Here is a 20,200-nt window from a genome sequence, read left to right on the forward strand (position 1 = left end):
AAGAAAATCCTTGCCTGTCCGCGCCGTCCACCGCACAGTTGTGCCGCGGTCACGGCAGGACGGCCCGGCAGGCCCCGCGTCGGGCCCCGGTCTTCACCCCAGCAGGGAGGAAAAGCCATGAATCGTTCCACGGTCCAGACGGTCGCGCTCGTCTTCGGCGTGGTGTTCATCCTGGTCGCCATCCTCGGCTTCCTCACCGACGGCGGCACGAGCATGGGGGTGGAGGATCCCGGGCTGGTCCTCGGCCTCTTCCCCGTGAACGTGCTGCACAACATCGTGCACCTGCTCTTCGGGGTCTGGGGGATCGCGGCGTCGCGCCGGTGGGACGCGGCGGTGCAGTACTGCCGGATCGGGGGGATCATCTACATCGTGCTGACCGTCCTGGGCCTGATCGCCCCCACCACGTTCGGGCTGATCCCCATCGGCGGCAACGACATCTGGCTGCACGCGCTGCTGGGGATCGCGCTGGCCGCGGTGGGCTTCACCGCCCGCCGCCCGGCGGGGGCCCCCACCTCCTGAGCCGCCGGAGCGCCGCGCAGGCGGGGAAGACCGGGGTCCGGGCGCCGCGCCCGGGCCCCGGCCCCGTTTTCGCCCGGGGCGCGGCGGATTATCTTCCCCCGCGACCCGTCTCCCGACCTTTCGCCCGAGCCACGAGCCATGCCGCAGCCCGTCGTCCAGGTCGACGCCTTCACCGAGCGCCCGTTCGCCGGCAACCCCGCCGCCGTGTGCCTCCTCCCCGCCGCGCGCGACGAGGGGTGGATGCAGCGCGTGGCGATGGAGATGAACCTCTCCGAGACCGCCTTCCTGGTGCGCGCGGACGACGGGTTCGGCCTGCGCTGGTTCAGCCCCGCGGTGGAGATCGACCTGTGCGGGCACGCCACGCTGGCCAGCGCGCACGTGCTGTGGGAGGACGGGCGGCTCCCCGCGGGCGCCGAGGCGCGCTTCCACACGCGGAGCGGCCTGCTCACCTGCCGGCGCGAGGGCGCGTGGATCTGGATGGACTTCCCCGCCAAGCCCGCCGAGCCGGCCGGCGACATGCCCGAGCTGGGGCGCGCGCTGGGCGTGGAGCCGCTCTACGTGGGCCGCAGCCACTTCGACTACCTGGTGGAGGTCGACTCGGAAGACGCGGTGCGCCGCGTCCAGCCCGACCTGGCCGCCCTGCGCGCCCTGAAGACGCGCGGCGTGATCGTCACCGCGCGCGCGGCCAACGGCGGCGGCTACGACTTCGTCTCGCGCTTCTTCGCGCCGGGCGCGGGGGTGGACGAAGACCCGGTGACGGGCTCCGCGCACTGCGTGCTGGCGCCGTACTGGGCCGCCAGGCTGGGGCGCGCCGACCTGACCGGCTTCCAGGCCTCGCGCCGCGGCGGCGTCGTGCGCGTGCGCCACGCCGGCGAGCGCGTGCACCTGGGCGGCCAGGCCGTCACCGTCATGCGCGGCGAGCTGCTGGACTGACGCACGTCCATCGGGCGGCCTCCGTGACGGGCGGCTGAAGCCGCGGCAACTACGGCAGGAAGCCTCCTGCGGAGGCTGCACGGCGGCCATTCGCGCCGGACCGCATCCTTCCCGCGCGATCCCCACCCCATGGTCCTCCCCCTCTCCTACTTCTTCGCCGTTGCCGCGAAAGCGGGGATCGCCGCGACGGCCGCCGCGTGCTCCGCCTACGACCTCCGGCGGGCGCGCGCCGGGCGGCCGATCTCGACGAGGATCAGGAAGCGCGTGGGACTGGGGCTCGGGGCGGCGGCGGTGGCGGCGTACTTCGCGGGCGCCGTCACGGGCCCGCCCCGCCCGCCGAACGTGTGGACGCGCTTCTACAACGTCTGGGACCAGTACCACTACTTCGTCGGCGCGAAGTACTTCCGCGAGCTGCGCTACGACGGCCTGTACCGCTGCTCGGCCGTCGCCCTGGACGAGCTGGGCACCATCCGCTACGCGGGCGAAGACGGTCGTGCCGCCGCCGCCGACCTGCGGGCGGAGGTGCGCGCCCCAGGCCGGCTGATCCGCAGCCTGGTCGACGACAACTCGCTCGTCCCCGCCGCGGGCGCGCTGGCGGACCCCGGCGCGTGCCGCGCGCGCTTCACCCCCGCGCGCTGGGCGGCGTTCCGCGCGGACGTGCGCTTCTTCCGCCTCGCCGCCGGGCCGGACGTGTGGTGGCGGATGCAGCGCGACCACGGCTTCGTGGGGCCGCCCGCCTGGATGATCGCCGGGAGCACGCTGGCGCGGCTCCGGCCGGCGGGGACGCGCTGGCTCCAGTGGATGGCCGCGCTGGACCTGCTGCTGCTCGGGGGGATGGTCGCGGCGCTCTGGTGGGCATTCGGGTGGCGGGTGGCGGCCGTGGGGGCGGTGTTCTGGGGATGCCAGGCGTTCTCCACCTTCTTCTCCACCGGCGGCTCGTTCCTGCGGCAGGACTGGCTCTTCCTGCTGGTCCTCTCCGCCTGCCTCGCCCGGAAGCGGCGGTTCGCCCCGGCGGGCGCGGCGCTGATGGCGGCGGGGCTGATCCGCGTCTTTCCCCTGCTGCTGTTCGTCGGCGTCGGAGCCGCGGCGGCCGGGCGGCTGGCGCGGCGGCGGCGCGTGCCGCGGAGCTGGCTGCGCTTCGCGGCGGGGGCGGCGCTCGCGGCGGCGGTGCTGGTCCCCGCGGGCGCGCTGGTGGCCGGCCCGCGCGCGTGGCCCGAGTTCGTCTCCGCCGTGCGGCGGCTGGACCGTACGCCGCTCGCCAACCACCTGGGCCTGCGCGTCGTCCTCTCGCACGGCGTGGGGAGCGGGCCGGAGTCGGGCCGGATGAAGTACGCGGTGGATGCGTCGCGGCCGGACCCGTTCGCCCGCTGGAAGTCGCTGCGGCTGCGCAGGTGGGAGAGGCTGCGCCCCGCCGGCTATGTGCTGGCCGGCGCCTGCCTGCTGTGGCTCGCGTGGGTGGCGGGACGGAGTCGCTCGCTCTGGATCGTGGAGGGGATTAGCCAGGTCTGCATCGTCCTCCTCGCGCAGCTCACGTCGTACTACTATTCCTTCCCCGTGCTGGCCGCGCCGCTCACCCGCGCGCGGCGGGGCCTCGAGGCGCCGCTGCTCGCCTTCGCCGCGGCGTCGCAGCTCGTCGCCGCCGCCTTCCGCTACCCGGACGACCGCTACGCCGCGCTGAGCGTCCTGGCGCTGCTCTTCACCCTCGGCCTCGTGGCCGCGTTCCGCGGCGAGGATTCCGGCCGGGAAGACGAACGAGGTGAACATTGAGAACTGCCGCTCTCATCCTGCTGCTCGTCGCGGCCGGCCTTGGCTGCGCTCGCCGGCAGGCCCCGGTCGAAGCCGCGCCTGCGCCCGCTCCCGCGCCCGCGCCGGCTCCGGGGCCCGCCCCCCGCCCGCAGCCGCCCGACCCGCTCGAAGCCATCCGGGTCTGCGTCGTCGCAGACGGGGAATTGAGGGAGGTGGAGGTCATGGTCGGTCCGGCCACGAGCGCCACGAGCTTGAGGTCCCACCCTGCAATCGCGAGGTCCGGTCCCTACGCGGCGGACGCGCCGTGGTACGTCAGCCACGAGCCGATCGTCTACGAGGGCAGCCTGTACGTGAAGTACGGATTGCCGAGAGTGCTCGGCGTCGACGAGCTCAAGAGGATCGGAACGTTCCGGGGAATTCCCGTCTTCGGGGAAGTGGAAGCGAGCACCCGCCCGGACGTTCTCTACCTCCCGGTGCGTCCGGGATGCGAGTTCCATCCCTACCAGATCAGCGGGGTGAAATGACGCACCGCCAGAACATCTCCAGCGGCGCCCCGTGGGAGCCGATCGTGGGCTACTCGCGGGCGGTGCGCGTGGGGCCGCACGTGCACGTGGCCGGCACCACCGCCATCGGGCCGGACGGCACGCTGGTGGGCAGGGGCGACGCGTACGCGCAGGCGGTGCAGGCGCTCAAGAACATCCAGGCGGCGCTGGAGAAGGCCGGCGCGCGGCTGGAAGACGTGGTGCGCACCCGCACCTTCGTCACCGACATCTCGCAGTGGGAGGCCGTGGGCCGCGCGCACGGCGAGTTCTTCCGAGACGTCCGCCCCGCCGCCACCATGGTCGAGGTCACCGCCCTCATCGACCCCGACATGCTGGTGGAGATCGAGGCGGACGCGTACGTCGTCGGGGAAGGCTGATCTCCTACCGAATCCGGCAAAAGACTTTACCTCACGCAGAGTCAGCAGAGTCAACGGAGAGGTCCTCTGCTGACTCTGCTGACTCTGCGTGAGGCTTTGGTGTTTTCCGGACCTGGTGTCATATCAGCCGGTACGGAACAAAGGATGGAACGTGACGAGGGCCCGGTCATCGCGACCGGGCCCCTCGCCGTCACTCCACCCTCGCGCCGGCAGCGCGGCGCACCGCCACCGTGCGCTCCAGCTCGTCTCTCGCCTGGAGCACCTTGCGGCGGATGTCGGGGGGGAGGTCGGCGCGCTCGGCGAGGAAGCGGTCGACGATCGCCAGCGCCTCGGCGCTCGTGTGCCCGCCGGCGAAGGCGTTGATCCAGCGCGGGAGGAAGAAGATGCGGCGGTTGTCGCGGATCCACTGCAGCCGGTCGAGCGCCGGGCGCAGGTAGCCACGGGTGAGCGCCGCGTGCGCGGGGTCGTTGAAGGCGCCGAGCGACGCCGTCACCCACTCCTCGTTGAGCCGCGGGTCGTCCAGGTAGCGGCGGAAGTACGCCTCCTTGGCCGCCGGGTCGCGCTCGGCCGCGCCCGCCACGAACGCCCGCCGCTCGGCCTCGGGGGTGGAGTCGCGCGCCACCTCGGCCCGGTAGAGCGCCATCGCGTCGGGCTCGGCGAGCGAGACGAGGCGCTGCACGATGCTCCAGCGCGTGGGCTGCTTCACCGCCCCGCCGTCGAAGGGGCGCGTGCCGGCCAGGTACCCGCGCAGCACGGCGCGGGCGGCCGGGGTGCGCGCCGTCTCCACCAGCGCGTCCAGGCTGGCCTTGCGCATCCCGTACGGCAGCGCCGCGTCCGAGGCCCGCCTGGCCAGCAGCTCCTCCCAGGCGGGGAAGAGCCGCGCGGCGTCGGCGTCGGCCGCGTAGCGGGTGAGCGCGGTGGCCGCGCGGTCCAGGATAGTCGCGGCGATCTGCTCGTCGCGCTCGCGCGGCAGCTCGCGCAGGGCGAGCTCGGCGAAGCGCGCGGGCGGCAGCTCCGTCTCGCGCACCCGGTCCCACAGCGCCCCCCAGAGCATCGCCCGCAGCAGGTCGTCCTCCACCTGGCCGACGTGCTCCTCCAGGTACGCGGCGCTCCGGTCGTCCGGCAGGAAGAGCCCGTAGCCGTAGTCGCCGTCGTTCGCCCACACGTAGTCGGGCGCGGGGAGCCCCGCCGCGCCGCCCACCTCCGTCGCCTCGCCGGTGAGGGAGACGGTGAGCACCACGTCGTCGCGGTCCGCATAGGCCAGGCGCACGCGCACCTGCATCGGCCACCAGCCGCCGGGGTCGCCGGGGAGCGCGCGCGCCGGGCGCTGGGCCAGGGTGAGCCGGCGGATTCTCCCGCCGTCGGTCTCCAGGCGCGTGTCGACGCGCGGCATCCCGGCGCGCAGAATGTACTGCTCGCCGAAGGCATTGAGCGACCTTCCCGACGTCTCCTCCAGCGCCGCCAGCAGGTCGCGCCAGGTGGCGTTGGCGTAGGCGTGGCGGGTGAGGAAGAGGTGCAGCCCCGCGCGGAACGCCGAGTCGCCCACCAGGAAGTCGAGCTGCTTGAGGACCGAGGGCGCCTTGTTGTAGACGATCGGCCCGTAGTTGCTCTTCGCCAGGTCCAGGTTGGCCAGCTCCTGCCACACGGGCGTGGTCCCCGAGGTGGCGTCGACCCCGTACGCCAGCGGCTTGTTGCGCAGGAAGAAGGTCTTCCACGCGCCGGTGCCGGGGCGCAGCTCGTCCTGCATCTTCGCCGCCATGTAGGTGGCGAAGCCCTCCTTGAGCCAGAGGTCGTCGAACCACTCCATGGTCACCAGGTCGCCGAACCACTGGTGGGCCACCTCGTGGAAGATGGTGGCGTCGCGCCCCAGCTTCTGCGGCAGGGTGGGCGGCTCGCGGAAGACGAAGCCGCTCTCGTTGTAGAAGATGGCCCCCACGTGCTCCATCCCCCCGAACGGGAAGGCGGGCGCCAGCAGCAGGTCGGCCTTCCGGAACGGGAAGTCCACGCCGAACCAGCGCTCCAGCCAGCGCACCGCCTGGGCGTTGGTGGCCAGCAGCGTGTCGGCGTCCACCTCGCCGCGGCGCGAGGCGCGGCCGTAGAGCGTCATCGGCACGCGGTCGGCGGCCGGCGGGGCCCACGCCGTCCACGGCCCCGCGGCGAAGGCGGCCAGGTAGGTGGAGATCGGCTCCGTCTCGGCGAAGCGCCAGGCGACGGCGCCGCGGGCGGAGTCGCTCGCCTCCACCGGCCCGTTGGCGACCACCGTCCACCCGGCGGGCGCGGTCAGCCGCATGCGGAAGCGGGCCTTGAGGTCGGGCTGGTCGAAGCAGGGGAAGAGCTGGTTGGCGTCGGAGGGGACCAGGAGCGTGTAGAGGTAGCGCGACCCGTCCGTGCTGTCGTCGTAGCGGATGATGGACGCCCCGGCCGCCGCGATCTTCGCCCGGAAGTCGACCTCCACCGTGTTGGCGCCGGTGCGCAGCCACCCGGCGGGGATGCGCAGGTGCCCGTTCTCCCACGCGTGGTCGCGCACCTCCGCCCCGTTCGCCCGCACGCCGCCGAGCCAGGGGCCGCGGAAGTCCAGCACCAGGTCGCCCGCGCCGGCTTTGCGCTCGAAGGCGATGCGGACGGAGCCGGGCGCCGTGTCGCGCTGGGTGAGGTCGAGCGCCAGCTCGTAGCGCACGCCGGAGAGCGTGGCCGCGCGCGTGCGCGCCAGCTCCAGGGAGATGCCGGGCTGCATCAGCCGATCGGGGCCGGGTGTGGGGGGCGACTGGGCCGCCGCGCCGCCGGCCAGCAGCAGCGCGGCGGCGCAGAGGCTCGCGAGTCTGGCGCAGCTCATGGGCGTCCTCGGTCGAGCATCACAGGTGCCACGGGTGGAAGCCCCGAATCTGGAGCCTCCACCCGTGGGACGGCAACCACAGGGGAACGGCAGGGGGACAGGGGATAGGGAACAGGGGACAGCCTGCACGACTTCTACGCACTTCCGCACTCACGCACTCCCCGACGGGAGCAGCCAGAGCACCACGGCGGCGCAGGTGGGGAGGGCGCCGGATGCCCCGGCGCGGAAGCGGGGCGGCACCTCGTCGGCGCCGTAGGCCTCCACCGCGTCCACCCGCGCGGGGTCGATGCGGTCGAGCTCCGCGGCGGGGCGGAGCACTCCGTCCACCCAGAGCGCGGCCCGGCAGCGGCGGCCGTCCTCCAGCGCCGGGACGGTGAGCTCCAGCCCGCCCGCCGCGGGGCGGGCGACCTCCAGCCCCAGCAGGCCGCGCAGCTTCTCCGCCGTCCCGGCGCCGCGCCGCTCCGCGAACGTCTCGGCGGCGAGGAACGCGCCGACGCCCTCGCGCCGCCGGGCGAAGTACCCTTCGTCGATCAGGCGGCGCTCGCGCGCGGCTTCGGCCTCGTCCCAGAGCGGCGGGGCGGGCACCAGCACCACGCTGTCCCTCGCCGGCGCCGGCTCGGCCCGCAGGTGCAGGCTCAGCCGCACGTTGGTGCCGATGTCGGCCGGGAGCGTCACCGGCATCGAGCGCAGCACGCCGTCCGCCCCCCGCGCCTGGATCTCGTAGCGGCCGTTCCCCGGCGCCTGCAGGCGGAAGACCCCGCGCGCGCTCGTGGCGGTGCTGTCGACCACCGTCCCCGCGGTGTCGAGCAGCACCACGGGGATGTGCGCCAGCGGCCGGCCGTCGTCGCCCACGAGCTGGCCCCGGAGCGGCTGCGCCCCCAGCGGCGCGGCGGCGAGCACGGCGGCGAGGAGCGGGAGGAGGAAGCGGATCGGGCGCATGGAAGTGTCCTGCAAGGGAAGGCCGCGGCCGGGGTACGACATCAAGGTAACGACGAGAGAAGAAAACATCAGGCCTCACGCAGAGACGCAGAGACGCGGAGAACCCCCGGCAGTTCTCCGCGTCTCCGCGTCTCTGCGTGAGAAAAAGCCTTCGAGGCCTCGGTCAGGCCGCCGGCGTCTTGAGCCACACCACGACGGCGCCGCAGGGGGCGCGGCCGCCGCGGTTGACGGGGCTGAAGCGCAGCGGCACCTCGTGGCCGTCGTAGACCTCCACCGCCTCCACGATGCCGGGGCTGATCCCGTTCAGTACCTCGGCCGGCATCCGCACCCCGTCGATCCACAGCGACACGGTGCACCGCCGCCCACCGCCGCCCTGGGTGAGCACCCAGCCGCTGGAGCCCGACGGCCGGGCGAAGATGCGGCGGATCCCCTCGAACCGGTCGACGGTGCGCGCTCCCGGGAGGCGGGCGAACTGCTCGCCGGTCATGAACACCCCCGTCCCCACCTTCTGCCGGTCGTAGAAGCCCGCGTTGCGCAGGTAGCGCTGCTCCTCGGCGCCCACCACCACCAGCGGGGCGAGCGCCACCGCGCTGTCGCGCCGCGCGGCCGCGGCCACCCGGCCGGAGCGCGTGTACATCTGCACCCGCACGGGATCGCGCCCCTCCACCCGCACCTCGCCGGTGGCCACCACGTCGCCCGCCAGCTCCGCGCGCACGGTGTACGCGGCGGGCGCGGGCGCCTGCAGCTCGAACCAGCCGTCGCCGCGCGTCTGCGTGCGGCCCACCTCGCTCCCCGCCGAGTCGACCAGCACGATCGTGGCGCGCGCCACCGGATGCCGCGAGCGGCCGTTCAGGAGCACGCCGTTCAGCAGCAGCTGCGCGGAGAGCGGCGCCGCGGCCAGGAGCCCGGCCGCGCAGAGAAGGGAGAGAACGATGCGTCGCATGCGCTGTATCGGTGGATTGGAAGATCAGGAGTTGACCGGCGCCTTGAGCCAGAACACCACGGCGCCGCAGGGCGGGATGCCGGCGCGGTTGACGGGGCTGAAGCGCAGCGGCACCTCGTCGCCGTCGTAGACCTCCACCGCCTCCACGTCTTCGGGGCGGATCTGGTTGAGCATGTTGGCCGCCATCTGCATCCCGTCGACCCACAGGGACACGATGCAGCGGCGGCTGCCGCGGTGCGCGGAGCCCTGCTGGTACAGGATCCAGCCGTTCGTCCCCGCCGGGCGCGCGAAGACCTGGCGCAGCCCCTGGACGCGGTCGATGATGCGCGCCCCCGGGCGCGTCATGAACTGCTCGCTGGTGAGGAAGACGCCGGTGCCCACCCGCTGCCGGTCGTAGAAGCCCGCATTGGTCAGGTAACGCCGCTGCGCCTCCGCCACCGCCTCCAGCGGATCCAGCCGGATGGCGCTGTCTCCGCGCGCGGCCGCGGCCAGGGAGGTCGTGCGGGTGAGCATCTCCACCTCCACCGTCTCCCCCGGCGGCAGCCGCACCGTGCCGGTCACCAGCAGGTCGCCCGCCAGCTCGGCGCGCACGCGGTACACCCCGGGCTCGGCCGCGCGCAGCCGGAAGCGCCCGTCCGCGCGGGTCTGCGCGCGCGACACCTGGCCGCCCGCCGAGTCCAGCAGCACCACCACGGCGCGCGACACCGGCTGGCGGGTGCGGCCGTCCAGCAGCATGCCGTCGAGCTCCTGCGCGGCGAGCGGCGCGGCGGACGAGAGCAGCGTGGCGGACGCGAGCGCGGAGAGGAGGAGTGTCGGGGTGCGGCGCATCGGGGGAGTCCCGTCGGGTGGGGTGGAGGGATCGCCAGGGCCCTTTCGCCTTCAACGTCTTCCGCCGGCCGATCCGGACGCGGGGCCCGGTCCCGCTCAGCCCTGCGGCCGCTTGAGCCAGAACACCACGGCGCCGCAGAGGTCGCCGTCGCGGGCCCTGCGCGGCGCGAGCCTCCGGGCGTGCACGTCCAGCGGCTCCATGAGGGGGACGAACCGCATCGGGATCTCGCGGCCGTCGTAGACCTCCACGGCCTCCACGTCCTCGGCGCGGATGTCGTTCAGCACCTCCTCCGTGCGGGGGAGCCCGTCCACCCAGATCGACACCCGGCAGCGGCCGCCCATGCGGCGCTGCAGGAGCACGTAGCTGTTGGCGCCCGCCGGGCGGTAGAAGATCCCCCGCAGCCCCTGCAGCGCGTCGATCGTGCGCGCCCCCGAGCGGGCCGCGAACTGCTCGCCGGTGAGGAAGACGCCGGTGCCCACCCGCTGCCGGTCATAGAAGCCCGCGTTGGTCAGGTAGCGCCGCTGCACCGCGGCGGTGGCCTCCAGCGGCTCCAGCGCGATCGCGCTGTCGCCCCGCGCCGCGGCGGTCAGCGGCCCCGCCTCCGTGCGCAGGTCGATCTGCACCGTTCCGCGCTCGCGGAGGAGCACCGTCCCCTCGGCCAGCCGCACGCCCTGCCGCTCGGCGCGCACCCGGTAGAGCCCGGCGCCCGCCGCCCGCAGGCGGAAGCGCCCGTCCGCGCGGGTCTCCATCGACGCGGCCACCCGCCCCGCCGAGTCCAGCAGCGCCACCGTGGCGCGGGAGACCGGCTCCGCGCTGCGCCCGTCCAGCAGCAGCCCGTCCACCACCTGCGCGGACGCGGCCGCCGGCGCGAGCAGCGCCGCGGCGGCCAGGGAGAGGCGAAGCTGTTTGCGCATTTCGATCCGAGGGAGAAAAATCTGCGGCTTCATCCGCGGGCCGGACGACCACCACGCCGGATTCGGCGGCAGCGCCGGCGTCAGCGCTTCGGCGCCCTGAGCCAGAGGACGACGGCGCCGCACGTCGAGCCGCTGCTGGCGCGCGCGAGCGGGACGAAGCGCGGCGGCACCTCGCTGCCGTTGTAGACCTCCACGGCCTCCACGTCCTCGGCCTCGAGGTCGTCGAGCACCTCGGGGTCGCGCTGCAGCCCGTCGATCCAGAGCGACACCCGGCAGCGGCCGCCGAAGCGGTGCTGGTAGATGACGTAGCTGCTGCCGTGCACGGCGTTGGCGGGCTCGTGCCGGTAGAAGATCCCGCGCAGGCCGCCCAGCGCGTCGATCACGCGCGCGCCGCCGCGGGCCGCGAACTGCTCGCCGGTGAGGAAGACGCCGCTGTTGAAGCGCTGCCGGTCGTAGAAGCCCGCGTTCACCAGGCGCCGCCGCTGCACCGCCGCGGTGGCCTCCAGCGGCTCCAGGGCCACCGCGCTGTCGCCGCTCGCCGCCGCCGCCAACCGCCCCGCGGAGCGCAGGTCGATCTGCACCGTCCCGCGCTCGCCGAGCACCACCATCCCCTCGGCCAGCGCCGCGCCCCCGCTCTCGGCGCGCACGCGGTAGAGCCCCGCCGCGCCGCGCAGGCGGAAGCGGCCGTCCGCGCGCGTCACCTGGCTGGCCACCGTGCGCCCGGCCGAGTCCACCAGCGCCACCGTGGCGCGGGGGATCGGCGCGCCGCTGCGCCCGTCCAGCAGCACCCCGTCCACCACCTGCGCCGCGGCGCCCGCGGGGACGAGGAGCGCGGCAGCCATCAGCCAGCCGCGAAGGTGTCTCAGCATCCAGGCTCGACTCAGAAAAGGCCGCGCATCACCGGCATCCGTCAGAAACGAATGGATCGACCCCGTCCGGACACGCTTGGACAAACCGCAGTGCGTTAGTGCTCAGTCCCTAGTGCTTTAGGGTTGGCACTGAGGACCTAAGGACTAAGGACTAAGGACTAAGCACTAAGCACTAAGCACTTAGCACTCAGGACCCGGCACTCAGCACTCCCCTCACGGAATCGGCGTCTTCAGCCACACCACCACCGCGCCGCAGACGGTGCCGTTGCCCGCGTTGCGCACCGCGTTGGGGACCGCGACGTCCTGGAGCCCGGCGGCCGGGTCCTCCCGGTTGCGCCGCTCCGGGTCGGTCATGGACTGCCCGCCCATCTCCGAGTTGGCGACGGCGAAGCGCATCGGCACCTCGTCGCCGCTGTAGACCTCCACGGCCTCCACGTCGTCGGGATCGATCCGCTCCAGCTCCTTCACCGGCCGCTGCATGCCGTCCACCCACAGGAGCGCCACGCAGCGCCGCCCGAAGCGGTACTGGTAGAACGTCCAGTCGCCCTCCCCCCACCGCTGCTGCGGGGTGGGCCGGGCGTAGATGCCGCGCAGCCCCTGCAGCATGTCGAGCACCCGCGCGCCGGGGCGTCGCTTGAACTGCTCGCCGGTCAGGAAGGCGCCCGTCCCCACCCGCTGCCGGTCGTAGAAGCCCGCGTTGTTCAGCCGCCGCTGGGTGGCCGCCGCCGTGGCCACCAGCGGGCGCAGGCGGATGGCGCTGTCCGAGGCCGCGCTGGCGGCGGCCACCTGCTGGCGCGGCCGCCCCATCGACAGCGCCACCGTCTCCACCCGGCCGCGCTTCAGCTCCACCTCGACGGGGGTGGGCACCAGGATCAGCGAGTCGGCGCGCGGGTGCGAGAAGCTGACGGCGTAGCGCCCGTCGGGGACGTTCTCCAGCCGGAACGCGCCCGCCGAGTCGGTGACGGCGATGTGCTCGGTGCCCACCAGGAACACCGTGGCCTCCGCCAGCCCCCGCGCCCGCGTGCTGTCGTAGACCACGCCGCTCACCGCCGCCCCGCCCGCCGGCTGCTCGGCGATCACCACCTGCGACGCCGTCCGGAGCCCCGTCACCTCCGCCCCGTCCTCCTTCACGGCCACCAGGCCGACGGCGGACTGCGAGCGCAGGTTCTGCGCGTCGGGGGCGGCGGTGCCCATCACCGGCATGCGGATGTGGAAGCGGCGGACGAACCACACCCCGTCGGGCTGGCGGTCGAACTCCAGCCGGCCGCCCCAGGCGTGGCGCACCACTTCGCCGCGCGCCCCCCACCGGGTGCGGTCGACGTCCTGCTGCGGCACCTGCACGCGCGTGTACTCGAAGTCGAGCGACTTCAGCTCCGCCGTCTTCTCGTCCAGCCACAGCACGCCCTGGATGTCCGGCAGCCGGCGCCCGCGCACCGGCTCGAACGCCAGCCCCAGCAGCCCCGGCTTCTCCGCGTCGCGGTGCAGGCGGAAGCAGTGCCCGTCCAGGAACGGCTCCGAGAGCAGCACCTCGGCGTCGGGCGCGTAGTAGACCATCTCGCGCCCGTCGCGCTGCACGTACCCCTGCTCGGCCAGCCGGTCGGCCGGGAGCGAGCGGAAGGGGGTCACCTGCTGCATCCGGGCCGTGCGGGCCTGCTCGCGCTTGACGGTGAGCGAGGCGGCGTCCATCTCGCGGCTGTAGGTGCGCACGGTGAAGACGCGCGGCTCGTAGCGGCGCGTCCACTCGGCCGCCGTGAGCGCCTTGCGCGCCTCCTCCCACACCGTGGCCACCCGCGCCTCCGCGTCGGGGCGCACGCTGCACGCGCGCTCGCCCGCCTGCGCCACGATCCCCTCCAGCTGCACCACCTCGCCCTTCGCCAGCAGCTCGAACGGCTTCGTCTCCCCCAGCCCCAGCTCGATCGGGGTGGACACGGTGGCCACGCGCCCCACCCGCTCGGCGCGCACCCGGTACGTCCCCTGTTCCTGCGCCCGCAGCGTGAACTTCCCGTCGGGACGGGTCTGCGTGGTGGCGACCGGCTTCCCCGCGCTGTCCAGGAGCGACACCATGGCGCGGGAGACGGGGGCGCGGGTCGACTCTTCCAGCAGCACCCCGTCCACGGTCTGCGCCGCGAGCGGGCGGCCGCAGCAGAGCGCCGCGGCGGCGAGGAGAAAGGTTCTTGCGTGGCGCACGATCTTGCCTCGGTGAGGGAGAGGGGACGAAAGCACCTGCGTGGCATCGGGATAGGGACCGCGTGGGACGACAAACGTGCGTGTGGCGGCGTCTCGCGTCAACCGCGAGCCGTCACCCCGAACGTCGTCCACGAACCGCAACTGCTTTCGTCTCACGCAGAGCCGGCAGAGTCAGCAGAACACATCACCCGACGCGGTTCCCTCCCGTTGACTCCGCTGACTCCGCGTGAGTCCAGGCCGTTCGGGTCAGCTTGCCGGCTGCTTCAGCCAGACCACCACGCCGCCGCAGGGCCGGCCGTCGGCGCCGGCTCCCCGAGCCGGGGCGCGAGCCGCGCGGGCGCGTGTCACGGCTGGTTCGACGGCTTGGTCCAGATCACCAGCGCGCCGCAGTTCCAGTCGTCGCTGTAGTAGGGGTTGAAGCGTCCCGGGATCTCGTAGCCGCGGTAGAGCTCCACCGCCTCCACCTCGTCCACGGTGAGCCGGTTGAGGATCTGGTTGGACTCCTGCCGCCCGTCCACGAAGAGCGCGTAGTAGCAGCGCGTCCCGCGGTACGGCCGGTAGAGGGAGAACGCCTCGGAGGTGTGGGGCTCCACGTAGATGCCGCCCATCGCCATGATGCGGTCGAGCAGGCGCGCCCCTGGGAGCCTGGCGAACTCCTCGTGGGTGAGGTGCTTCCCGAAGCCGAGCCGGCGGCGGTCGTAGAAGCCGTACCGCTCCAGGCGCGGCCGCACCGGCTCGCCCACCGCCTCCACCGCGCGGAGCGCGATGGCGCCCCCCGGCTCGGCCGCCGCCGCCACCGGCCGGGGCGGCCGGCCCAGCGCCAGGTGCACCGTCTCCGCGCCCCGCGGCGTCACCTCCACCGGCAGCGAGGGCGCGGCCGTCGCCAGCTCCGCCGTGCGCGGGTGCTCGAAGGTGAGCACGTAGCGCCCCTCCGGCACCCCGGCGATCGTGAAGGCGCCCGCCGAGTCGGCGCGCGCTTCGTGCGCCGTCCCCGCCAGGAACACCCGCGCCCCCACGAGCGGCGCGGCGCGCGTGCTGTCCCACACCACCCCCGCCACCACCGCGCCCGGTTCCGCCGCGAGGCCCGCCGGCGCCCCGTCGTCCGCCACCTCCACCACCTCGGCGCCGTCCTCCTTCACCGCCACCAGCCCCAGCTGCCTCCGGTGGTTCAGCAGGTTGCCGCCGTCGGGGCGCTCGTTCCCCACCATCGGCATGAAGATGCGCCAGCGCCGCACGTACCAGGCGCCGTCGGGGAGCCGCGCGAACTCGATCCGCCCGCCCCACTCCACGCTCTGGCTCCGCGGGCCGATCCCCGTGTAGGCGTAGTCCACGTGCCGCAGCTCGGCGGAGCCCGCGTCCAGCCACAGCACCCCCTGCACGTCGGGGAGCCTGCGGCCGCGCACCGGCTCGAACGCCAGCCCCAGCAGCTCGCCCCGGCGCTCCAGGCGGAAGCAGTGCGAGTCCAGGAACGCCTCCGAGAGCAGCACCTCCGCGTCGGGCGCGTAGAACACGTTCTCGGCGCCGTCGCGCCGCACGTAGCCGCCGTCGGCCAGCCGCTCGGCCGCCACGCTGCGGAACGGCGAGACCTGGCGCACCCGCGCGGGGCGCACGCTCTCGCGCAGCACGGTGAGCGAGGCCGGGTCCAGCTCGCGGCTGAACGCGCGCACCGTGAACACGCGCGGCTCGTTGCGGCGCGACCACTCGGCGGCCGCGAGCGCCTTGCGCGCCTCCTCCCACACCGCCGCCACCCGCGCCTCGCGGTCGGGGCGCACGCTGCACGCGCGCTCGCCCGCCTCCACCACCAGCGCGTCCAGCCGCACCGGCGCCTCGCGCGCCAGCAGCTCGAGCGCCACCGTCCGCCCCGCCTCCAGCGCGACCTCGTCCGAGACGGTGGCCGCCCTCCCCACCCGCTCCGCGCGCAGCCGGTACGTCCCCGCCGCCGGCGCGGTGAGCGTGAAGCGGCCGTCGGCGAGCGTCTGCGTCCCCGCCACCACGCGCCCCCCGGCGTCCAGGAGCGACACCATCGCCCGCGCCACCGGGGCGCGGCTCCCCTCCTCGCGCACCGTCCCCTCCACCGTCTGCGCCGCGGCGGGCGCGGCGAGGAGGAGGGCGCAGCAGGCGGCGGCGGAGCGGACGGCGGCGGTCGGGAGGCGCGGGGACGGGGCGTGGCGCATCGGCGGCACCTCGCGGGCGTGGGAGACGGGCGTCCCGGGAGTGGACGGAGGGAGGGCGCACCGCGTTGAACGTCTCCTGCAAACGAGTTGTGACGCGCCGGACGCCCTCCGCGCGGGATGGGCCAAGCCGCGCGTCCAACCCCGTCCCCGTTGCCGGCGTCCAAGAGTCCGCCGCGCACGCGCGGGCGCCGGACGCGGGTCCGGGGGCGGGCGGGGAGGCCGGCGGGGCGGAAACGGTTGCCGCCACGCCGATCCAGTGCTAAAATGGCAGCACTCTTACGCTTCGCTCACCCGCGTCCCGCTTCCCGCGCCACCCTTCCCCGAAGGCGAGAGCGACCGATGTCTTCCACCGCGAAGCCCCGCCCGACCCTCCTCGCCGCGCTGGCCCTGCTCGCGTGCGGCGCGCTCGCCCCGGGGGCGGCCGCGGGGCAGGCGCACTCCGCCGGCCAGACCCCGCGCGTGCAGGCGGTGCCCCGCACCGGCGAGATCGAGCTGGACGGGAAGCTCGACGAGCCCGTGTGGCAGAGCGCCCCGCCGGCCACCGACTTCACGCAGCAGGACCCCAACGAGGGGAAGCCCGCCACCCAGCGCACCGAGATCCGCTTCGTCTACGACGACGAGGCGCTCTACATCGGCGCCCGCATGTTCGATTCGCTGGGCGCGGCCGGCGTGCGCACCCGCCTGGCCCGGCGCGACCAGGACGTCGAGAGCGACAACGTGATGTTCGTCTTCGACACCTACCACGACCACACCGGGCGCACCATCATCCAGATCAACCCCTCGGGGGTGAAGTACGACGCCGGCCAGGCCTCGCCCTACGCCGACCCCTCGTGGGACCCGGTGTGGGCCGCCGACACCGGGGTCGACTCGCTGGGGTGGACGGCCGAGCTGCGCATCCCGCTCTCGCAGCTGCGCTTCCCGCGCGACTCGCTGCAGACCTGGGGGATGCAGATCTGGCGCTACGTCGAGCGGCTGAACGAGGTCTCGATGTGGTCGTTCTGGGGGAAGAACGAGTCGGGCGGTCCCGCGCGCTTCGGGCACCTGGAGGCGCTCCGGCTGCACGGCGGCGGCGGGCGGCGGGTGGAGCTCCTCCCCTACGTGGTGGCGCGCCGCTCGTACGAAGACCCCAGCGAGCCCGGCTCGCCCTTCGAGGACCGCGGCGAGAGCAGCATGCGCGTGGGCGCCGACGTCAAGGCGCTGCTCACCTCCACCTTGACGCTCGATGCCACCATCAACCCCGACTTCGGGCAGGTGGAGGTGGACCCCGCGGTGGTGAACCTCTCCGACGTGGAGACCTTCTTCGAGGAGAAGCGCCCGTTCTTCGTGGAGGGGAGCGGCATCTTCGGCTTCGGCGACTTCAGCTGCTTCTTCTGCAGCAACGTCTCGTCGATGTCGCTCTTCTACTCGCGGCGCATCGGGCGGCGGCCGCAGGGGTTCGTGCGGCAGCCGGCCGCCTTCACCGATCTCCCCGACGCCAGCACCATCCTGGCCGCCGCCAAGATCACCGGCCGCACCGCCGGGGGGCTGCAGGTGGGGCTCCTGGACGCCTTCACCCGCCGCGCCGAGGCGCTCGCCATCTCGCCCGAGGGCGACCGCTTCAGCGAGGAGGTGGAGCCGGCCAGCAACTACTTCGTGGGGCGCGTCAAGAAGAACTACCGCAACGGCAACCTCACCCTGGGACTGCTGGGCACCTCGGTGCTGCGCTCCTTCGACTCCGACGCGCTGGGCGACTTCCTCCCCGGCCACGCCGAGGCGGTGGGCTTCGACTGGTTCAACTCCTGGAAGAAGCAGACCTACTCGTTCTTCGGCAACCTGGCCTTCAGCAACGTGGGCGGCGACTCGCTCTCCATCCTGCGCCTGCAGCGCTCCTCCGTGCGCTACTTCCAGCGCCCCGACCGCGACCACGGCGGCAACGGGCTCTTCTCCGACCGCTTCGACCCCGGCCTCACCTCCCTGCGCGGCTTCGGCGGCTACGCGCGCCTGGCCAAGGACGCGGGGAGCTGGCTGTGGGAGACCGCGGTCAACTTCCGCAGCCCCGGCTTCGAGGTCAACGACCTGGCGTTCCTCTCGCGCGCCGACTACGTGTGGATGAACGCCAACGTGCTGCGCCAGTGGAACACCCCCACCCGCCGCTACCGCCGCTTCCTCTTCATCGTGGGCGGCCAGCAGCAGTACAACTTCGACGGCGACCTCACCGACCGGCAGGTGCACGGCTACCTGGGCGGCCAGTTCACCAACTACTGGAACTGGAGCACCTTCGTCATCGTGCGCCCCGAGCTCAACGACGACCGGCTCACCCGCGGCGGCCCGGTGGTGCGACGGGCGTCCTCCTGGAACTACTTCGTGAACCTGAGCACCGACTCGCGCAAGAAGGTGGTGCTCTCCACCAACCCCAGCGTCGGCCGCAACGCCGAGGGCGCCACCGGCTACAGCGCCAACCTGAGCGTGCGGGTGAAGCCGGCGCCCAACATCGAGGTGTCGGCGGGCCCGGCGTTCAGCCACAACGAGAGCCGCGCGCAGTTCGTCACCGCCTTCGCCGACCCCGCGGCCGCCGAGTGGGGCGGCCGGCGGGTGGTGTTCAGCGACCTGTCGCAGAACACCCTGTCGATGAACACGCGGCTCAACTGGACCTTCACGCCCACGCTCACGCTGGAGCTGTTCGCGCAGCCGCTGGTGGTGGCGGGCGACTTCGACCGCTTCAAGGAGTTCGCCGCCCCGCGCGAGCTGGACAAGGTGGTGTACGACGCCACGCAGCTCACCCCGATCACGGGCGCGGACGGGCGCGTGGTGTCGTACTCGCTCGACGCCGACCGCGACGGCGACGAGGACCTGCGCTTCGGCAACCCCGACTTCAACTTCCGGTCCTTGCGGGGCAACGCGGTGCTGCGCTGGGAGTACCGCCCCGGCTCCACGCTCTTCCTGGTGTGGCAGCAGGAGCGCAGCGTCACCGAGCCGTTCGGCGACTTCGCGCTCGGCCGCGACGGCGAAGCCGTCTTCGACGGCCGCCCCAACAACATCTTCGTCGTGAAGATGAGCTACTGGTTCGGCCGGTAGAGACAGAGCATCACACGGAGGAAACGGAGGACCCCTTCCCTTCTCCGTTACCTCCGTGCAAGACCAAGGCTGCCGAAGACCTGTCTCACGCAGAGTCAGCAGAGAACTACTCCGCTGACTCTGCTGGCTCTGCGTGAGGCCGCTGTTTTGTTTTCCGGATTTTATGGGGAATCGAAGAGGGCGGCGCCGGAACACTCCGCGCCGCCCTTTCGCATTTCCGTACCTCGTACTTCGTACCCCGTACTTTCGTACTCACGCACTCACTGCCCCAGCCACTCCGCCCCCGCGTTCTCCGAGATCACCGCGCCGTTGCAGTTGGGGCCGGCGTACACCACGCCGGCGCCGTCGATGCTCACCGGGAGCGCGGAGCTCTCGACCGAGCGGGGGAGCGCGCCGATGCAGAGGTGGCCCATCTCCAGGCTGGACACCTCGAAGCCGTAGTGCTTCCCCCCGGGGTCGCGCCACCGGGCCAGGTAGTCGTCCGCCGCGGGGTCGATGAGGTTGCGCGTGTAGGCGCCGTGCGACGCCATGTGGTCGCCCTGCAGCTCGTAGACCGTGCGCAGCCCGAGGACCGCCTCGCGCACCACCGCGCTGTCGGCGGCCGAGAGCCCCCGGTGCGCCTCGGCCTCGGCGTTCATCGCCAGCCGCGACGTGGCGAGCGCGGCCGCCATCCCCAGCAGCATCAGCAGGAAGATCCCGCCGCCCAGCACCACCCCCACCACCAGCATCGGGTGCGTACCCGCGGAGCGCGGGCCCAGCATCGCCCGCACCGGCACCTCGCACGCGGGGCACGCCGCCGCCTCGCGCGACACCGGGCGCCCGCACCCCGGGCAGGGGACGATCTCCTCGCGCGGCCCGCCGCCGGGGCGGGGGCGGGCGGAAGAGGCGTACGCGGACTGGTTCAGGTGGCGGAACAGCGGCATAAAGCGAACTGCGGAAGAGCGGAGGGAAGCCCCGCCCGCCGGCCCTCAGGGGGCCAGCAGGGTGAACGGGTGGACGGGGACGTTGCGCAGGACGGTGAAGACGAGGAAGAGCGCGGCGATGGCCCAGGTCACGCGCCCGGGCAGGTACGGCCGCGGGAGGCGGCGCGTGCCCGTGACCGCCTCCAGCGCGCGGCTGGCGAGCACGTACGCCAGGAACGGCGCCGCGGCCACCAGCAGCGCGTTGTAGCCCAGCGCCTCCAGGAAGTGCCCGTGCAGGAGGCTGTGCCCCGCCCGCAGCGCGCCGCACCCGGGGCAGTAGATGCCCGTGAGCACGAACAGCACGCAGCGCGGATACCAGCCCACCTCCAGCGGGTTGAAGCGGTACAGCACGGCCGCCGCCGGGACCACGGCCCCGGCG

Annotated in this window: 16 protein-coding genes; 6 read left to right on the top strand and 10 right to left on the bottom strand. The window is 73.7% G+C overall.

Features of this window, described 5'->3' with window-relative positions; all coding sequences use genetic code 11:
* The first annotated feature begins 117 nt into the window (after positions 1-117).
* The 5 genes from VF746_16140 to VF746_16160 all read left to right on the top strand — a co-directional run bounded on the left by VF746_16140 (position 118) and on the right by VF746_16160 (position 4,117).
* A complete protein-coding gene (locus tag VF746_16140) occupies positions 118-519 on the top strand; it encodes a DUF4383 domain-containing protein (protein ID HEX8693954.1) in 402 nt (133 codons plus the stop codon).
* Between the two features lie 138 nt (positions 520-657).
* The gene (locus VF746_16145; protein HEX8693955.1) at positions 658-1,452 is read left to right on the top strand and encodes a PhzF family phenazine biosynthesis protein; all 795 of its coding nucleotides are present in this window, start codon (positions 658-660) and stop codon (positions 1,450-1,452) included.
* Positions 1,453-1,581: 129 nt separating this feature from the next.
* Positions 1,582-3,219: a hypothetical protein gene (locus VF746_16150; GenBank protein HEX8693956.1), complete on the top strand. Its 1,638-nt coding sequence runs from the start codon at positions 1,582-1,584 to the stop codon at positions 3,217-3,219.
* A gap of 191 nt (positions 3,220-3,410) precedes the next feature.
* Positions 3,411-3,722, top strand: a complete 312-nt coding sequence (locus tag VF746_16155; GenBank protein HEX8693957.1) for a hypothetical protein — start codon at positions 3,411-3,413, stop codon at positions 3,720-3,722.
* The gene (locus VF746_16160) at positions 3,719-4,117 is read left to right on the top strand and encodes a RidA family protein (GenBank protein HEX8693958.1); all 399 of its coding nucleotides are present in this window, start codon (positions 3,719-3,721) and stop codon (positions 4,115-4,117) included. Before VF746_16155 ends, VF746_16160 begins: the two co-directional genes overlap by 4 nt.
* 190 nt (positions 4,118-4,307) lie before the next feature.
* Here the strand turns inward: VF746_16160 and VF746_16165 are convergent, their stop codons facing one another.
* From VF746_16165 to VF746_16200, 8 genes are all read right to left on the bottom strand, one after another.
* The gene (locus VF746_16165) at positions 4,308-6,950 is read right to left on the bottom strand and encodes a M1 family aminopeptidase (GenBank protein ID HEX8693959.1); all 2,643 of its coding nucleotides are present in this window, start codon (positions 6,948-6,950) and stop codon (positions 4,308-4,310) included.
* 150 nt (positions 6,951-7,100) lie between these two features.
* Positions 7,101-7,889 carry a carboxypeptidase-like regulatory domain-containing protein gene (locus VF746_16170; protein ID HEX8693960.1) on the bottom strand — a complete coding sequence of 263 codons (789 nt, stop codon included), beginning with the start codon at positions 7,887-7,889 and terminating at the stop codon, positions 7,101-7,103.
* Positions 7,890-8,052: 163 nt separating this feature from the next.
* Entirely contained in the window at positions 8,053-8,832 is a 780-nt protein-coding gene (locus tag VF746_16175; protein HEX8693961.1) for a carboxypeptidase-like regulatory domain-containing protein, read from the bottom strand.
* A 24-nt stretch (positions 8,833-8,856) separates the two neighbouring features.
* Positions 8,857-9,660 (bottom strand): carboxypeptidase-like regulatory domain-containing protein, encoded by an 804-nt coding sequence (locus tag VF746_16180; protein ID HEX8693962.1) that lies wholly within the window; start codon positions 9,658-9,660, stop codon positions 8,857-8,859.
* Between the two features lie 96 nt (positions 9,661-9,756).
* Positions 9,757-10,575: a carboxypeptidase-like regulatory domain-containing protein gene (locus VF746_16185; protein ID HEX8693963.1), complete on the bottom strand. Its 819-nt coding sequence runs from the start codon at positions 10,573-10,575 to the stop codon at positions 9,757-9,759.
* An 80-nt stretch (positions 10,576-10,655) separates the two neighbouring features.
* Positions 10,656-11,444: a carboxypeptidase-like regulatory domain-containing protein gene (locus VF746_16190; protein ID HEX8693964.1), complete on the bottom strand. Its 789-nt coding sequence runs from the start codon at positions 11,442-11,444 to the stop codon at positions 10,656-10,658.
* Between the two features lie 213 nt (positions 11,445-11,657).
* Positions 11,658-13,631 carry a carboxypeptidase regulatory-like domain-containing protein gene (locus VF746_16195; protein HEX8693965.1) on the bottom strand — a complete coding sequence of 658 codons (1,974 nt, stop codon included), beginning with the start codon at positions 13,629-13,631 and terminating at the stop codon, positions 11,658-11,660.
* Positions 13,632-13,975: 344 nt separating this feature from the next.
* Positions 13,976-15,805 carry a carboxypeptidase-like regulatory domain-containing protein gene (locus VF746_16200; protein HEX8693966.1) on the bottom strand — a complete coding sequence of 610 codons (1,830 nt, stop codon included), beginning with the start codon at positions 15,803-15,805 and terminating at the stop codon, positions 13,976-13,978.
* Positions 15,806-16,144: 339 nt separating this feature from the next.
* Between VF746_16200 and VF746_16205 the strand changes: the two genes are divergently transcribed.
* Positions 16,145-18,859 (top strand): DUF5916 domain-containing protein, encoded by a 2,715-nt coding sequence (locus VF746_16205; protein ID HEX8693967.1) that lies wholly within the window; start codon positions 16,145-16,147, stop codon positions 18,857-18,859.
* Positions 18,860-19,119: 260 nt separating this feature from the next.
* Here the strand turns inward: VF746_16205 and VF746_16210 are convergent, their stop codons facing one another.
* Together VF746_16210 and VF746_16215 are read right to left on the bottom strand one after the other, a co-directional pair.
* Positions 19,120-19,782 carry a hypothetical protein gene (locus tag VF746_16210; protein ID HEX8693968.1) on the bottom strand — a complete coding sequence of 221 codons (663 nt, stop codon included), beginning with the start codon at positions 19,780-19,782 and terminating at the stop codon, positions 19,120-19,122.
* Positions 19,783-19,827: 45 nt separating this feature from the next.
* The coding region (locus tag VF746_16215; GenBank protein HEX8693969.1) for a DUF2752 domain-containing protein at positions 19,828-20,200 on the bottom strand (373 nt) is incomplete at its 5' end.

This window comes from Longimicrobium sp. (assembly GCA_036389795.1).
In the GTDB taxonomy this organism is placed as follows: Bacteria; Gemmatimonadota; Gemmatimonadetes; order Longimicrobiales; family Longimicrobiaceae; genus Longimicrobium.

Coding starts and splice junctions, on each gene's coding strand:
- VF746_16140 (HEX8693954.1), top strand. CDS start 118: ATGAATCGTTCCACGGTCCAGACGGTCGCGCTCGTCTTCGGCGTGGTG.
- VF746_16170 (HEX8693960.1), bottom strand. CDS start 7,889: ATGCGCCCGATCCGCTTCCTCCTCCCGCTCCTCGCCGCCGTGCTCGCC.
- VF746_16165 (HEX8693959.1), bottom strand. CDS start 6,950: ATGAGCTGCGCCAGACTCGCGAGCCTCTGCGCCGCCGCGCTGCTGCTG.
- VF746_16145 (HEX8693955.1), top strand. CDS start 658: ATGCCGCAGCCCGTCGTCCAGGTCGACGCCTTCACCGAGCGCCCGTTC.
- VF746_16180 (HEX8693962.1), bottom strand. CDS start 9,660: ATGCGCCGCACCCCGACACTCCTCCTCTCCGCGCTCGCGTCCGCCACG.
- VF746_16190 (HEX8693964.1), bottom strand. CDS start 11,444: ATGCTGAGACACCTTCGCGGCTGGCTGATGGCTGCCGCGCTCCTCGTC.
- VF746_16205 (HEX8693967.1), top strand. CDS start 16,145: ATGTCTTCCACCGCGAAGCCCCGCCCGACCCTCCTCGCCGCGCTGGCC.
- VF746_16150 (HEX8693956.1), top strand. CDS start 1,582: ATGGTCCTCCCCCTCTCCTACTTCTTCGCCGTTGCCGCGAAAGCGGGG.
- VF746_16160 (HEX8693958.1), top strand. CDS start 3,719: ATGACGCACCGCCAGAACATCTCCAGCGGCGCCCCGTGGGAGCCGATC.
- VF746_16175 (HEX8693961.1), bottom strand. CDS start 8,832: ATGCGACGCATCGTTCTCTCCCTTCTCTGCGCGGCCGGGCTCCTGGCC.
- VF746_16200 (HEX8693966.1), bottom strand. CDS start 15,805: ATGCGCCACGCCCCGTCCCCGCGCCTCCCGACCGCCGCCGTCCGCTCC.
- VF746_16185 (HEX8693963.1), bottom strand. CDS start 10,575: ATGCGCAAACAGCTTCGCCTCTCCCTGGCCGCCGCGGCGCTGCTCGCG.
- VF746_16210 (HEX8693968.1), bottom strand. CDS start 19,782: ATGCCGCTGTTCCGCCACCTGAACCAGTCCGCGTACGCCTCTTCCGCC.